This window comes from Streptomyces sp. CG 926 (assembly GCF_003148825.1).
Classification (GTDB): Bacteria; Actinomycetota; Actinomycetes; order Streptomycetales; family Streptomycetaceae; genus Streptomyces.
In genome coordinates this window covers 33934-49202 of sequence record NZ_QGGZ01000004.1, presented here as the reverse complement: position 1 = coordinate 49202, position 15269 = coordinate 33934, and the positions used below count along the sequence as shown (strand labels likewise).

At 75.5% G+C, this 15269-nt stretch carries 8 protein-coding genes; 5 read left to right on the top strand and 3 right to left on the bottom strand.

The window, feature by feature from the left end; genetic code table 11:
* Positions 1-26: 26 nt before the first annotated feature.
* The gene (locus BCL76_RS12300; RefSeq protein WP_109779527.1) at positions 27-308 is read right to left on the bottom strand and encodes a hypothetical protein; all 282 of its coding nucleotides are present in this window, start codon (positions 306-308) and stop codon (positions 27-29) included.
* Positions 305-1051, bottom strand: coding sequence for an HNH endonuclease family protein (locus BCL76_RS12295; protein ID WP_258309573.1), 747 nt, complete (start codon positions 1049-1051; stop codon positions 305-307). The genes BCL76_RS12300 and BCL76_RS12295 overlap by 4 nt, the downstream gene beginning before the upstream one ends.
* A gap of 202 nt (positions 1052-1253) precedes the next feature.
* Between BCL76_RS12295 and BCL76_RS12290 the strand changes: the two genes are divergently transcribed.
* The 5 genes from BCL76_RS12290 to BCL76_RS12265 all read left to right on the top strand — a co-directional run bounded on the left by BCL76_RS12290 (position 1254) and on the right by BCL76_RS12265 (position 14773).
* Positions 1254-2120, top strand: coding sequence for a DUF4132 domain-containing protein (locus BCL76_RS12290; protein WP_109779526.1), 867 nt, complete (start codon positions 1254-1256; stop codon positions 2118-2120).
* On the top strand, positions 2117-7063 hold the full coding sequence (locus BCL76_RS12285) for a DNA-binding protein (protein WP_441350746.1): 4947 nt from the start codon (positions 2117-2119) through the stop codon (positions 7061-7063). The genes BCL76_RS12290 and BCL76_RS12285 overlap by 4 nt, the downstream gene beginning before the upstream one ends.
* Before the next feature lie 164 nt (positions 7064-7227).
* The gene (locus BCL76_RS12280) at positions 7228-8385 is read left to right on the top strand and encodes an ATP-binding protein (protein ID WP_109779525.1); all 1158 of its coding nucleotides are present in this window, start codon (positions 7228-7230) and stop codon (positions 8383-8385) included.
* Positions 8382-12881: a DUF5682 family protein gene (locus tag BCL76_RS39395; protein WP_219933942.1), complete on the top strand. Its 4500-nt coding sequence runs from the start codon at positions 8382-8384 to the stop codon at positions 12879-12881. The genes BCL76_RS12280 and BCL76_RS39395 overlap by 4 nt, the downstream gene beginning before the upstream one ends.
* Positions 12878-14773 carry an SWIM zinc finger family protein gene (locus BCL76_RS12265; RefSeq protein ID WP_109779524.1) on the top strand — a complete coding sequence of 632 codons (1896 nt, stop codon included), beginning with the start codon at positions 12878-12880 and terminating at the stop codon, positions 14771-14773. The genes BCL76_RS39395 and BCL76_RS12265 overlap by 4 nt, the downstream gene beginning before the upstream one ends.
* On the opposite strand, the gene BCL76_RS12260 is transcribed toward BCL76_RS12265, so the two are convergent.
* Positions 14760-15215, bottom strand: coding sequence for a MarR family transcriptional regulator (locus BCL76_RS12260; protein ID WP_109779523.1), 456 nt, complete (start codon positions 15213-15215; stop codon positions 14760-14762). The two genes, BCL76_RS12265 and BCL76_RS12260, sit on opposite strands and share 14 nt — an antisense overlap.
* Positions 15216-15269 lie beyond the last annotated feature (54 nt).

Sequence of the window (15269 nt, the reverse complement as noted above, 5' to 3'; positions counted from 1 at the left end):
CTTCGGCCGGCCCCACCGCCCATGCCTCAGCCGGCCCGGCCACCCGGAGCTTCGGCCCCGCCGCCCGCGCGGACCGCCGCGAGGGCGGCGGCGTGCAGGGCGGCCGGGGCGCCGTGGTGGGCCCGGGGGCTGCCGGTGAGCACGCACCACTCGTCGGCGTCCTGATACTGGACGTCGAACCGGACCAGGCCCCCGGCCACCACCGTCGTGCGCAGCGTCAACGGGCCGGTGATCACGCCGACCTCGTCGGTCATCGCGCCGCCCGGCCCGGCGAGCACATCGTCCTGCCACCGGTGCGGTTCCGTCATGAGGCGCAGGTGTCCAGCATCGTGGTGAGCATCTTCTTCTCCGGTTCGGTGACGGTCAGTCCGTACGTGGATTTCACGGTGGTCCAGGCCCGCCCGTACTGGCACCAGCTCGCCTTGTCCGGCGGCTGCCACAGGTCGGGGCTCTGGTCACCCTTGGAACGGTTCGAAGCAGCGGTCACGGCCAGCAACTGGGGATGGGTCAGATCGTTGGCGAAGGCCTTGCGTCGCGCGGAGTCCCAGCCTGCCGCGCCCGAGCGCCAGCCCTCGGCCAGCGGCACCATGTGGTCGATGTCCATCTTCCCCGCCTCGGTGACGACCGCCCCGTCGTAGAGGCTCTTCCAGTTGCCGGAGACCGCCTTGCACTCGGCGTCCTGGGTGACGTCGGTGCCGTCGCGCTTGAGGACCACCTCACGGGTGTCGCACTTGTTGCCCTGCTGCGCCCAGTGCGTGAACTTCTCCCGACTGTAGCCCGCCATCGTGCCGACCGGAGCGACCTTGAGCGCCGCCAACTGGGTGCGCGCCACAGCGGCGCTGACCATACCGGGCAGTACGTCCCCGGCGGTCGGTTTGGCGTCGTCGCCCGGTGGGTTCGAGCCCCTCGACGCAGCGGTGGACGGCGATCCCGCAGGCGCGGACGCCTTCGGGTCCCCGCCGCCCGGCGCGGCCGGATCGGAGCACCCGGTGGCGGCGGCCAGCAGCAGCGCCACCAGCACCGCACCCGACACACGTATCTGATGTCCCATAACCCCACCCCGAGCCGGTACCGCTCCGCACGCTGTCCCGGAAACACTACCCAGAACCGGACAATCAACCTACGGAGGCCCCTCCGGCGGGCGTTGTCAGTGGCTCTCGCTAGTCTCCCGACATACCGCAGCTCAGGGGGGTCGGCTCCCCCCTGTCAAGGCTGCGCGGAACCGGAACGGTACAGGCGGAGGGGCACGGCTGATGGCATGGCTGGCGGCGGGCGAGGGGTACGAGATCGCCCTGGTGGAGGGACGGGTGGCGGCGAGGTCCGCCACCGGGCGGACGGCGGGACGGCAGTTGAAGACACTGCCCAAGGCCCTGAAGGACCATCCCGAGGTGGACCGGCTGCGCAGGCTCGCCGCCTGGCTCGACCGGCACGAGGCGGCCTGCGCCGCGCAGGTCGACAGCTGGATGGTCTCCTCCCTGCCCGTGCCGACCGAACTGCTCGCCCGGGTCTGGCCGGACGAGGCCTGGCAGAGCGCCCTGCGTGACGTGGCCGTCGTCGGCGACGACCCGGACGAGGTGGGCTTCCTGCGGGACGCCACCGCCTCCGGTGAGCTGAAGGTGGTCAACCTCGACGGAGAGACCGTACGGCTCTCCCCGCGCACGGTGACCCTGCCGCACCCGGTGCTGCTGCCCGACCTGGACGACGTACGGGACTTCGCGGCAGAACTGGGCATCGTGCAGCGGGTCGAGCAGATCCACCGGGCCACCTGGCACAAGCCGGCCGATGTCGTCGCCACCGCCACCGAGGTACGCGACTACGCGGGCGGGTCCTTCCCCACCCGCTTCAGCCTCGCCGCCCGGGCCACGAGCCTCGGCTACCGGGTCTCCGGCGGCTACGCCACCTGCAAGGTCCGGGACTCCGGGTCCGCCGCCGAGGCCGCCGTATGGATCGGCGAACCCTACTACGAGGACGAGACGACCACCGGCGCGCTGAGCTGGCACGACGAGGACGGCCGGGCGGTACGCCTGACCCAGGTCGGACCGGTGGCCTGGTCCGAAGGCATGCGGATGGCCGCGGCACTGTACGCCGGGCGCACGATCGAGAAGGGCGGGGACGCGTGAGCACCAACCAGGAAGACATCGAGATGAACCAGGCCGAACCGTTGCTCGAGGCCGAACTGCTGCTCAAGGCCGGCGCGGTACTGCCGCCCGGCACCACCGGCGCCGGCCCGGACGCCGTGGACCTGACCGCGCGCTCCTACCGCCACCCCGGCCTCGGCGAGGACCGCGTCGTCGTCCGGCTCGCACCCGCCGAACTGGGCGCCGCCGAGGACCTCGCCGCCGGATTCCTGGGACTCGTACGGTACGAGGGCGAGGCGCCCGTCGTCGGCCTGAGCCGGCGCCAGGCGCTCGGCTTCCCCGAATGGGTCCTCGTGCACCACCCCGAGGACGGCCACCACGCCCTGGCCGTCGTCCCCGAACTGGACCGGATCGCCCGGCAGGCCAAGACCAAGCCCAAGGCCGCCCTCGACGCCTGCCTCGAACTGGCCGGCCGGCTCGCCGCGTCCGTCCCGCACTTCCTGCCCCTCTTCCACGAGCAGGCCGCGCGGCTCTTCCTCGCCGTCGAGAACACGACCTACGCCGCTCAGCTGTTCGGCCGGGCCCGTGACGCCGAGGCCCAGTACGGTCTGGACATCGACGAGGACCGCCTCGACGCCGTCTTCCTCGAATTCGCCCTCGTCGGCGCCCTGCCGGTGAAGGTCCTCACCGGCTACGGCAAGGCCCTCGCCGCCCGCGTCACCCCCACCGAGGCCTACGACCGCTTCCGCCGCCTGTGCGTACGCCGCACCGCCGGTGGGCTGGCGCCCTCCGCCCAGGCCGCCACCGAACTGCGCCGGCTGGCCCGCGCCGCAGGCCTGACCGGCACCGAACCCGAGCAGGACTACCTCGCCGAACTGCTGCCCCTGCCCGCCACCCTGCGTGCCGCGCTCGGCTGGTGGAAGGCCCACCGCGGCGCCCTCGTGGCGCTCGCCCGCCGCGTTCCCGCCGTCCGTGGCACCCTCCTCGGACTGACCCCGCCCAGCGGCGACGGCGGCGAGTTCACCGCCCTGTGGCTGGAGATCCTGGACGAGTCCGGCGCCTCGGCCGGCCTCGCCGACGGGGAACTGCCCGCCGAGGAGCGTTGCGCCGACGGCACGGCCGGCTGGCTGGAGCGCTTCCACACCGCCCGCCACTCCGGCTGGGGCCGGCGCCCCACGCTCCCGCTCCTCCTCGACCTCGTCGAGCGCTGCGCCGACCGGCTGCGCACCGAACTCGACCGGCCCGAGAGGGAGACGGGCCTGCGGGTCGGCGTCGAGGACACCGACCTCATCGACCTGCTCCTCGCCCTGGACGTCCCCGTCATCGACCCCGAGGCCGGGGCCGAGGGCCGGCGCCACCGCTACGACCACTTCAACCTGTCCGAGTGGGCCGACGGCGACCGGCGCCGCGACCTGCTCGCCCTCGCCGCCGACCAGCGGTTCCACCCCGCCTTCCGCCGCGCGCTGAGCAACCTGGGCGACGGCTGCGCCGACATCGTCCGGCGCGTCGCCGCCTCGCCCGGTGGCCGCCCGTTGCTGGCCGCGTGGATGCGCGACATCGCCCTCGCCTCCACCGCCGCCGGTCTGCCCGGAGTCCCCGACGCCATCGCACGCCTGCGGTGGCTGCCCACCGAAGCCCTGGAACTCGCCCCCGAGGAAGTGGCCGCAGCGGCGGCCGCGGACCTCGCCGAAACCCTCGCCCGTACCCTGCGCGGCGGCCTCTTCGAAGAGCTGGCCTGGCCCTCCTGGGAGGAGGCCCTCGTCGAACTGTCGCCCGGCCAAGGCCGGGAAGGCCTGCACGTGGTGGAGGCCTGGCCGTACCTGATCGTCGCCAACCGGACCCAGGTTCGGGTCATCGACGCCGAGTCCACCGTCCTCACGCACGACCTGCGGGTGCCGAACGGTAACTCCCACAACTACGGCTTCCACTACGTCGACGGTGCACTGCTCGTCTTCTGGTCCTCCTGGAACACCAACGGGACGCAGGGCTACTGGCACGACGCGCCCGGCGACGTCCTCACCCTGGACACCGACCGCAACCACTGGTCGCTGCGCAGCGACAACATCTCCCTGCCGCTCCCCGGCGGCGGGCGCACCACCGGCGGCGGGGTCCTGTACCGCGGCGACACGAAGCTGCCGGACGAGCGACCCCTGCTGTCCGACGGCACCTCGTACTGGGTGTGGCAACGCCGTGACCAGCACGAAGACACCGGCTGGCTGGAGTACGACCCGGTCGGCGGAACCTACGGGCGGCCCTCGCTGCCCGCGTTCTTCACCGACGCGCTGCGCGCCGACGCCGGGACCGGCCGCCGCGGCGGATACACCCAACGGCTGCGCCCGACGCCCACCGTGGCCGGCTCGGTGCTCGGCGAGCCCACCGACGGCCTGCTCGGCTGGTGCACCGTGAGCGTCCCCGGCCACGGCTGGGAGGGCACCGACACCGCCGGCCGCACCGTCACCGTGCCCGAGGGCCACGACATGCCCGTCGCCGCCCTCGCCTTCCCCGGCGACGACCGTCCCCGCGCGCTGTCCCAGCAGTGGCGGGAGCTCAGCATCACCGACCCGGACGGTGTCGTCACCGCCCAGGCGCGCGACGCCCACAACCGCCGCTCCACCTCCGGCACCGCCGGCGTGGACCTTCCGCCGCTCACGCACTGGTACGCCCTGCGCCCCCGCGACACCGAAGGCTCGGCCGTCCTGCGCGCCGCCGACCGGGAGACCGTGGCCGCACTGCTCAAGACGGCCGCCGCGGCGGACAAGGCCGCCGACCTGCCCGACCTGGTGAGCGCGGCCCTGCCGCAGATCACCGCCCCCGAGATCGTCGCCGGCATCGTGGAGGTCCTGCGCTTCACCCTCGTCCAGCAGAAGGCCCTGGACGACATCGCGGCCCGGCTCCACCCCGACAACGCCCCCGAACCGGAACGCGAGCAGGGTCCCGGCGACCGGCTGATCGCCGACGGCCTCGACGGCCTCGTCGGCTCCGGCTACTACCGCTGGGGCGGCGAGAGCGACGCCGCCCACTACACGCTGAGCGAACTCGCCGCCGCCCGCACGCGCACCGACGACACAGCCGTGCCCGGCCGACTGCACTTCGACACGCCCGCGCTCCCGTACTGGTCCTTCACCTGGACCCCACTGCTGGACCAGCCCGCGGCCGTCGCCTACCGAGCCGCCACCGTCACACCCACCGACGAGCAGCGGGAGGGGCTGCTCACCCTGCTCACCGCCGTCGACGCCCTCGGTCTGGACTCGGCCGAAGGCTCCGCCGACCGTTGGCGCCGGGTCCTGCTGCGCCTCGACAAGCAGCACCTGCTCACCCCGGACGGCGAACGCAACGTCCACCACCGCAGCCTGCTGCCGCTGGGCGGGGGAGCGGTCCTCGCGCTCACCGAGCACAGCGAATCCGTGCCCGAAGGCCACGAGTTCGGCGCCCTGCTGTACGACCCCACCGGCTCCTTCGCCGTCCCCGGCCCCTACACCGTGCGCGGCGACGCTCCGCTCGGCGACCGCGAACGCGGCGCCGGCTGGCTCACCGCGTTCCTCGGCGCGGCCGCCGAGCAGGGCCCCGCGCCCTTCCGCCCGGAAGCCGCGGAGGAGTTCGCCGAGCTCACCGGAGTCTCCGGCGCCCTCGCCCGCCTGGTGATCGCCGGGCTCCCGGGCGTCGACAGCCACGAACGCAACTTCCTCACCTCCGAACTGCGCACCACCCTCGGGGTCAAGGCCACCGACGCCGCGTACGCCCGCGACGAACTCAGGGCTCTCGACATCGAGCTGCGGCGCGCCTTGGTCGCGGCTCTGCTGCCCGCCGATCCGGCGAAGCTGTGGAGCGAGGGTCCCGATGTCGCCGCCGCCGCGGAGCTCTGGAACCGGCGCGTGGGCCGCCGTACTCCCGTCCCCGACTGGCTGGCCACGGAGGCCGCGCGCGCCGTGGGCGGCTCCTGGCCCGCGCACCGCGCTCTGGCCGCACTGCTCGACCCGGCCGCCTCACGCGAGCTCTCGATCGACGTGCCCTGGACGGTCAAGGGCGACCACGTGGAGCCCGCCGAACCGTCCACCGACCTCTTCACCGTGTCCGTCCTGACCGGGACGGTGGCCATGGCCTCCTGGCTGGCCCACCGCCTGCCCGCGGGTGATGCCGTACGAGCGGCCCTGCCGCCCGTACTGACCGCCGTACGACAGCGGCTCGCCGGGCCCGAACTGCTCCTGGAGATCGGGCACTACACCAGCCTGCCCGACTTCCGGAAGGCGGCGGGCACCCCCACCGAGACGGGCGAGGGCTACGAGCGCTACGGCGCGGTCGTCATGGCCACGCACGACGACCAGCCCAAGCCCGCACTGCGCCCGGCACTGCTGGACTCCACCGGCTCCGACCCGTACCTGCCGGTGCTGCGCGGCGACGACCAGCGGCCCTCCGCCGCCGAGGCGGCGCTGCGCACCACCCACGACCCGCGCTTCGCCGAGCTGCTCGCCGACCCCGGCGCCCCCGCGTCCGGCGCCGTGGCCGCGGACGGCACCTGGTGGCCGCAGGACCCGAGCCGCTCCGTCCCCGAGGTGGTCGAGGAGGCGAGCACCCGGTACGGGCTGGGCGCCGACGCGGCCACCCTCTACCTCATGCTGCTCGCCATGCCCGACCCCACCGACCGCAACACGGCACGGTGGACCGGTTGGAAGCCGGCCCGGCTCAAGGCCGCCCGCGCCGAACTGGGCGCCACCGACCTGGTGGTGACGGCCGGCCGCAGCAGGGCCGGACGCTCGCTGTTCCTGCCCGGCGGGTGGGCCGACATGCCCTCCCCGACGCTGCCGGTGGAGCAGTGGAAGCTCCCGATGTACGGCCTGAGCGCCGGTCAGCGGCCCGCGCTGGGCGTACTGGTGCCGGGAGAACCGGCCGCGGAGCTCTACCGCCGGGCCTGGCAGCGGATCCAGGACGGCGACCTGCCGCGCTTCGAGGAGCTCAAGGTGAAGCGCACGCGCGCCCGCCGCCGCTGAGGCGAAGCGCACCGCGTGAGGTGAAGCGCACCCCGTGAGGTGAAGCGCACCCGCGCCCGCCGCCGCTGAACCGGCCGCTGCCGTACCCCTGTCCGGCGCGGCGCACCTGCCCGCAGGTGCGCCGCGCCCCGGACCAGACCCCGTACACATTCCGGAGAACCCAGATGACCGTCACCGAAGAAACCGCCCCCGCCGCGCGGCAGGTACTGCCCGCCGAGGAGCGCCACGCCGCCGAACTCGCCTTCCTCGCCGCCCAGGACCCCGGCCCCCGCCCGCCCGGCTGGGCCCTGACCCCGCGCGCCGTCGTCACCTTCGTCTGCGGCAGCGACGGAGCCGAACTGGCCCTGCCCAAGCGCCGCGCCGGAATCCCCGCCAAGCTGGCCATCACCCCCAAGTTCGTCGGCGAACGCGCCCTCGTGGAGCGTTGCGTCGTCACCCTCGCCGGCGAGCGCGGCCTGCTCCTCACCGGCGAGCCCGGTACCGCCAAGTCGATGCTGTCCGAGCTGCTCGCCGCCGCGGTCAGTGGCACCAGCGCGCTCACCGTCCAGGGCACGGCCGGCACCACCGAGGACGCCTTCCGCTACGGCTGGAACTACGCCCTGCTGCTCGCGCAGGGCCCCACCTCGCAGGCCCTGGTCGACTCGCCGGTGCTCTCCGCCATGCGCACCGGACGCGTCGTCCGCGTCGAGGAGATCACCCGCTGCCTGCCCGAGGTGCAGGACGCGCTCGTGTCGATCCTGTCCGACCGGCGACTGAGCGTGCCCGAACTGACCGCCACCGAGGACGCGGTGGTCTCCGCCGCCCCGGGCTTCACCGTCATCGCCACCGCCAACCTGCGCGACCGCGGCGTCTCCGAGATGTCCGCCGCCCTCAAGCGGCGCTTCAACTTCGAGACCGTCGCCCCGATCGCCGACGCGGACGCCGAGGCCACCTTGATCCGCCGCCAGGCGGTGGCCGCCGTCCAGCGGGCCGGCGCCGCCTTCGGGGTCGACGACGCCGTGCTCGACGCGCTCGTCACCGTCTTCCGCGACCTGCGCTCCGGCCGCTCCGCCGAGGGCTGGGACGTGGAGCGCCCCGGTACGGTCATGTCCACCGCCGAAGCCGTCCAGGTGGCGGCCTCGCTGGGGGTCGCCGCCGCGTACCTGCCGGGCGGGGACGTGCTGGACCTGCTGCCGGGGCACCTGCTCGGAGTCGTACGCAAGGACGACCCGGCCGACCACGGACGGCTGCTGGGGTACTGGGACGGGCCTGTCCGGCGCCGCGCCGAGGACGGGTCGCCGATGTGGCGCCGCCTCTGGGACCTGCGCGGGAGCCTGCGTTGACGCACACCGATCCGCGCGCCGCGGTCGACGCCCTCGCCGCGGCCCGCGAGCCGTACCTCATCGGAGTACGCCACCACAGCCCCGCGCTGGCCGCGGTGGTACCGGCCCTGCTCGACGCCTCGGGAGCCGACGTGGTCTGTGTCGAGCTCCCGGCGGAGTTCCAGCCGTGGTTGGAGCACCTCGCCGACCCGGAGACCGTCGCCCCGGTCGCCCTCGCGGGCACGGGGGAGGACGGCCGCCTGGCGTTCTACCCGTTCGCGGACTTCTCCCCGGAACTGGCCGCGATCCGCTGGGCCCGCCGGAGCGGAGCGTCCGTCATCTGCTGCGACCTCGCGCTGGCGGACCGCGGCTGGACCGAGCCGGGCACGGCGTCGAGCCCTGCCGCAGCGCCGGACGCGGACGTGGCATCGGCCGTCGCCCTGCACCCGGCCTCGGACCGGATCCCGGCCCCGGATGCGGTCTCGGCCCGCATCCCGGTCCCCGCCACGCCTCCGGTCTCGGAGCAGACCCCGGTCCCCGCCACGGCTCCGGCTCCGGACCAGGGCACGGCACGGGACTCGGCCTCGGGCACGGCTCCGGTCTCGGGTACGCCTTCGGGCTCGGGCAAGGCTCCGGGCTCGGGCACAGCTCCGGCTCCGGTCTCGGGTACGGCTTCGGTCCCCGCCGCGGCTCCGGGCTCGGGCATGGCACGGGGCTCGGCGCTGGTCGGGGGCTCGGTTTCGGGGTCGGGGCCTGGCACGGACCCGGTCCCGGACCTCGGTTCGCCCCAGGCTACGGGCTCCGACTGGGCCCGGGCCGCCCTCTCGGACCAGGGCTCGGCCACGGCTGTGGACCGGAGCACTCCTGCTGCCGGTAGGTCCTTCGCGGACGCTCTGACAGCCGCCGGTACGGGTCGCGACGGTGACGACCTGTGGGACCGGGCCGTCGAGGTCCTCGCCCCGGGATGCTCCCCGGAGTCCGTACGTCGTGCGGCCCTCGGCGTCGGCTGGGCGCTGCGCGCGGACACGGGCGCCGTGCCGGCGACCGACCTGGCCCGCGAGGCACACATGCGGAGCGTGATCGCGGCCGCCGTCGCCGGGGGCCACCGCGTGGCCGCGGTGATCGGGGCGTTCCACGCCCCGGTCCTCCCGAGCACGGCCGCCGACGGTCGGGGCACCGGCACAGGCTCCGCCCACGACCGTGGTGCCGATTCCGGCTCTGGCCTCGACTCTGCCCAAGGCGAGGGTCCCGGCCTTGGCTCGACCCACGATTGCGCACCGGGTGCCGACTCCCTCTCCGGCTCCGGCTTCGGTTCCCACTCGGCCTCGGCCACTGGCGGCGGCTCCGATGCCGTTCGCGGTTCCGACTCGGGTGCTGGCACCGCCTCCGAACCTGGCGCTGGTTCCGGCTCCGCCTCCGGCCTCGGTTCCCAGTCGGCCTCCGCCCTGGGCGGCGGCTCCGATGCCGTTTGCGGTTCCGGATCGGGTTCCGCTTCCGGTTCCGGTTTCGCACCTGGCTCTGGCTCGGCTTCCGGCAACGGCAACGGGAACGGGAACGGCTTCGGTCCCGATGCCGACGCGGTCACGGTCACGGTCGTCGGGTCGAACCCGGTCGTCCCGGGACCCGGGCACGGCAGGGCCGCCGCTGCTTCTGGGGCGCCCGCCGCGGATGCCGCGCCGGCCGTCACCTCCTTCGTGCCGTACTCCTTCGACCTGCTCGACTCCCGCTCCGGGTACCCCGCCGGGATCCGCGACCCCCGCTGGCAGCAGGCCGTCCTCGAAGCCGGCGGTGACCCCGACCGGGTTCGCGAGGCCGCCTCGGTCGCCGTCACCGGGCTCTGCCGCGAGCTGCGCCGCGCCGGGCACACCGCGGGCACCGGCGAGGCCGCCGAGACCCTGCGGCTCGCCTGCGACCTCGCCACGCTGCGCGCGCTCCCCGCGCCCGGCCGGGGCGAGCTGCTCGAAGCCGTCACCACCGTCCTCGGCCAAGGCGAACCGCTCGGCCGGGGCCGGGCGCTGGCCCGCGCCCTCGAGGCCGTGCTCGTCGGCACCGCCCGCGGTCGGATCACCCCGCACGCCCCCCGCTCCGGTCTCGGCCCCTCCGTCGAGGCCGAACTGGCCGCGCTGCGGTTGCCGTCCCCCGAGGATCCCGCGCCCCGCGAGATCCGCCTCGACCCGCTCCGCTCCGCCCTCGACGGCCGTCGCGAGGTCCTGCTGCAACGGCTCCTCGTGTGCGGAGCCTCCTACGGGGAGCCGCTCACCGTCGCCGCCACCGGCGACGGGACCGCCCTCGGCACCAAGTGGCGGCTGTCCTGGACGCCTTCCGTTCCCGCCCGGCTGGATCTCGCCGGGGTCCGCGGCGTCACCGTCGCCCAGGCGGCCGCCGGCACGCTGCGCGACACCGCCCGCCGTGCCGCCGCCGAGGGCGGGCCGACCCCGGCGCAGATCCTCGCCGGGCTGGCCGCCGCTGCGCGGTGCGATCTGCCCGAGCTGGTCGACGTACGCCTCCACGAGGCGGCCACCGCCCTGCCGCAGACCGCGACCCTGCCCGAACTCCTCGACGCCCTGGACCTTCTGGAGGCACTGCACCGCGGCCACCTGCCCGGCACCTCCGACGCCTCCAGGGAGGCCGCCGCGGACCTGGCAGGCGACCTCCTCGAAGCGGCCGTGCGCTGTCTGCCCGGCCTCGCCGGGAGCGAGGACCCCGCCGACGCGGCCGCCCTCGTGGCCCTCGCCGACCGGGCCGCCGCCCATCACCTGGGTCTGCGCACGGACGACGCCCTGGCCGCCCTGTCCGCCTCCGCGTCCCCGCTGATGCAGGGCGCGGCCCTCGCGGTACGGGTCCTGCTCGACCTCGACCCGGCCGCCGAGCTCGGCGGCCGCGCCGCCGGATGGGTCGACGGCGCGGGCACCGCGGACGGTCGGCGCGCCCTGACCCGGCGGCTCGGCGGACTCCTCACCGCCGCCGGCCCCCTCCTGCAGTCGTCCCCGGCGGCTCTCACCCCGCTCCTCGACCGCGTCGAGCACCTCGCCGACCAGGACTTCCTGGACCGGCTCCCGGCCCTGCGCGGTGGCTTCGACGCCCTGTCGCCCGCCGCCCGCGACCGGCTGCTCCACACCGTCACCGAGCGGCTCGGCGACCGCATCGACCTCGCGCTCGACGCGTCACCCGCCCTGCTCGCCCTGTGGGCCGCGGCCGACGCGGCCGGACTGGCCGCCCTCAAGGGCCTTCCTCTGCCCGGGACGGAAGGGGCGACACCGGTTCCGGCCCCTGAGGCCGCCGAGGCCACCGAGGCCGCCGAGACCCCCAAGGCCCCTGAGACCCTGGAGGCCTCGGAAGCCCCACCCGAGCAGGCCCCTCGGGCCGCACGGCCCCCCAAGGCCGACAACCCGCGGCTCGCCCCCGCCGACCGCTGGCGGCTGCTGCTCGGCCGCGAACGCGACCGGCTCCCGGCCGGCGCCCGCCGCTACGCCCACGCGCTGGACGAGCTGTACGGCGCCGGGCGCGGCGAAGGCGCCGCCGACCTCGACCGCGGCCAGGGCGGGGGACACGGGGGCGGCCAGGAGGCCTCCTTCCCCACCGCCCGGGAGTGGTCGCAGGAACTGGAGGCGCTGTTCGGCGCGGACGTCCGGGAGGAGGTGCTGGCGGGAGCGGCCGAAGCAGGCCGTACCGACGTGCTCACCCAGCTCGATCCGGCGGCCGTACGGCCCTCGGTGGAACTGCTGAGCTCCGTGCTGTCCCTCGCCGGGGGCATGCCGGAAGCCCAACTCGCCACGTTGCGCCCGCTGGTGCGCAGGCTCGTCGACGAACTCGCCAAGGAGCTCGCCACCCGGCTGCGCCCGGCCCTCTCCGGCCTCGCCACCCCGCGCCCCACCCGGAGGCCCGGCGGCAAGCTCGACCTGGCCCGCACCCTGCGCGCCAACCTCGCGCACACCCGGCGCCGGCCCGACGGCAGCGTGGTCGTCGTCCCCGAGCGGCCCGTCTTCAGTACGCGGGCGAGCCGTGAGGCGGACTGGCGGCTGATCCTGGTCGTCGACGTCTCCGGATCGATGGAGGCGTCCGTCATCTGGTCGGCGCTGACCGCGGCGGTGCTGGGCGGCGTACCGACCCTGTCCACCCACTTCCTCGCCTTCTCCACCCAGGTCGTCGACCTCACCGACCGGGTCGAGGACCCGCTCTCCCTGTTGCTGGAGGTCCGGGTCGGCGGTGGCACGCACATCGCCGCCGGTCTCGCGCACGCCCGCTCCCTGATCACCGTTCCGAGCCGCACCCTCGTCGTCGTGGTCAGCGACTTCGAGGAGGGCGCGCCCATCGGTGGGCTCCTCGGCGAGGTCCGTGCGCTGGCCGCCTCGGGCGCCCACCTGCTGGGCTGCGCCGCGCTCGACGACGAGGGGACGCCCCGGTACTCGGTCCCGGTCGCGCGGCAACTCGTGGCGGCCGGTATGCCCGTGGCCGCCCTCAGTCCCCTCGCCCTCGCCCGCTGGGTGGGCGACCGCCTCCGTGGAGAGTCCCGTTGAGCACCGAACTGCCGCCCGTCGCCCCCGAGGTGCTCGCCGAAGCCGTCGAGAACCTCACCGCCCGCCTGCGCAAGAAGCTGGACGCCGCCACCGAGGGCTGCGCGGCGGGCGCCGTCCTCGAGGCCGACGGGACCGTCACCCTCCGCTTCGGCGAGGACGCCCTCGTCACCCTGCGCCCCGGTCCGGCGGGCACGATCACCACGGCCGACCAGGCCACGTGCAGCTGCCTGCTGGCACCCCGCTGCCTGCACCGGGCCGCCGCCCTGGGCGCGGCCCCACTCGCGGACTCCACGCCCGAGCCGGCGGCCGAACCTGAGCCGGCGCGGGCCACGGCGACCGGGCCGGACGATCCCGCCGCCCCTTCCGTCGCTGCCGCCGCTCCCACCGGATCCACGGAAACCGCCGCCTCCGCCGCGTCCGTCGGGACCACCGGGCCCGCGCCGGCCCTCACCGCGGCCCAGCTGCGCGCCGCCGGCGCCCTCTGGCACGTGGCCGCCGAAGCCCTCTCCGCCGGGGTCACCGCCGGGGGCGCGGTGGTCCAGGCCGAGCTGCTGCGCGCCGCCCACACCGCCCGCCTGGCCGGGCTGGTCCGGGCCGAAGCGGCCGCCCTACGGGTCGTACGCGGCCTGCGCGCCGCCCGCGAACACCGCGCGGGCCAGCGGCTCGGCGACCTCACCGGAGCCTTCCGCGAGCTCCTCCACCTCGCCGGACTGCTTGCCTCCGGCGCCGCCGACCCCGCACTGACCGGCACCGCCCGCCGCGCCTACGCGTCGGGCGGCAGCCTCCAGGTGTACGGCCTGTGCCGGGAACCCGTGCTTTCCGCCACCGGATACGGCGGAGTGGTCACCCACCTGCTGGCCCCGGACGGCACCCCGTACTCGGTCTCCGACGTCCGCCCCGGCGGCCTGGCTCGCGCCCGCGGCGCCGGTTCCGCCTCCGTCGCCCTCGGCGGCGCCACCCTCGACCATGCCGGCCTCGCCCGCGGTGGCCTACGTATCGTCGGCGCGACCGTCTCCCCGGACGGCCGCCTCGGCGCCGGACGCGGGGTCAGAGCGACCCCGCTGCCCGGCCTCGCCTGGACCGAACAGCCCGCGTCGCGGCTCTTCGCCCGACCGGCCGCCGATGCCGTCGCCGAGCTGCTCGCCGATCCCGAGGGGGCCGAGTCCGCGCTGCTCGGCTGCGATGTCACGGTCGTCGGCGCGGTCGGCGAGCACCTCCTCGTCCGCGAGTCGCGCCCGGACGCGCCGCTGTTGCGGCTGCTGCCGGCGCATCCGCACCCGGAGCTGGCGCACACGGAGAACCTGCGCCGCATCGCCTCCTACCCAGGGCTGCAGCTACGCGTGCTGGGCCGCCCCGACCTGGACCGCACCGCCACGCTGCGGCCCCTGGCCGTGGGCCCGGTGCCGGGCGCGGAGCACACGCTGCGACTGCCCGAGGAGTGGCTGGGCCGGGCCGACCTCGGCTACGACCGCCTGCAGGGCGCGCACTTCCCGCAGGGGACCGTAGCCCCCGTACCCGTCCCGGCGGCCGAGGGCCCGGACCCGCTGGCCGACTCCCCGCTGTGGCGGGTACGTCGCCTGCTGGAGACCGGGGTCGCCGGTGGCCGCCGGGCCGTCGCCGAGGCCGCCCGCGGTACGGAGTCCCTGGTCGGGGCCTCGTACGGCCCGCTGCGCCGGGCCGGGCTCACCGCGGCGGCGGACCTGGCCGCCGCGCTGGCCGCCGAGGCCGACCGCCGGCCCCGCGACGTCTTCGGCCGGCTGGCCGACCCCTCTCCGGACGGCTACGCCTGGGCCTGGCTCGCCGCGGCCACCCATCTGGCGGCGGCGGAACGCTGTTTGATCGCCGCTTCCTGGGCGGCGAGCCCGAGCGCCGTCCCGGTCAGCGGGCGGTGACGGACGGGGTCAGTCTGCGGGCCAGGAGGTCCAGGGCCGCTGTGACCTCCCGGACGGTGTCCGGGTCGGGGGGTGTTCCGTCGGGACCGGTCAGCGCCGCGGTGAGAGCGTCGTCGATGGTGGTGGCGCGTACCTCGGCGACCCGTGCGGAGGGTTCGGCGGCGGGACGGATGAGCCGGCGGCGCCGGTCGGCGGGGTCGGGCTCCGTGTCGACGGAGCCCGCCTGTTCCAACCGGGCTACGGCCGTGGAGACCTGACTCTGCGGCAGACCCGTCCGTGCGGCGATCTCGCCGACCGTGGTCCCGGGGTGGGACACGAGGTCGCCGAGGACGACGACCACCGCGCGGACCGATCCCGGCGGGCCCGACTTCGGCTGGGGCATCGCCTGTTCGCCGATCTTCATGAGGGTGCGGCCCAGGAGGAACGCTTCGACTCCGTTCATGAGCAGCAGAGTACATCTCAATAGATACATCTATCTTGATGCATCTATTGAGAT

Bases quoted from the DNA above. Each gene is read 5' to 3' on its own strand.
- BCL76_RS12295 (WP_258309573.1), bottom strand. From the start codon at position 1,051: ATGGGACATCAGATACGTGTGTCGGGTGCGGTGCTGGTGGCGCTGCTG.
- BCL76_RS12260 (WP_109779523.1), bottom strand. From the start codon at position 15,215: ATGAACGGAGTCGAAGCGTTCCTCCTGGGCCGCACCCTCATGAAGATC.
- BCL76_RS12280 (WP_109779525.1), top strand. From the start codon at position 7,228: ATGACCGTCACCGAAGAAACCGCCCCCGCCGCGCGGCAGGTACTGCCC.
- BCL76_RS12290 (WP_109779526.1), top strand. From the start codon at position 1,254: ATGGCATGGCTGGCGGCGGGCGAGGGGTACGAGATCGCCCTGGTGGAG.
- BCL76_RS12300 (WP_109779527.1), bottom strand. From the start codon at position 308: ATGACGGAACCGCACCGGTGGCAGGACGATGTGCTCGCCGGGCCGGGC.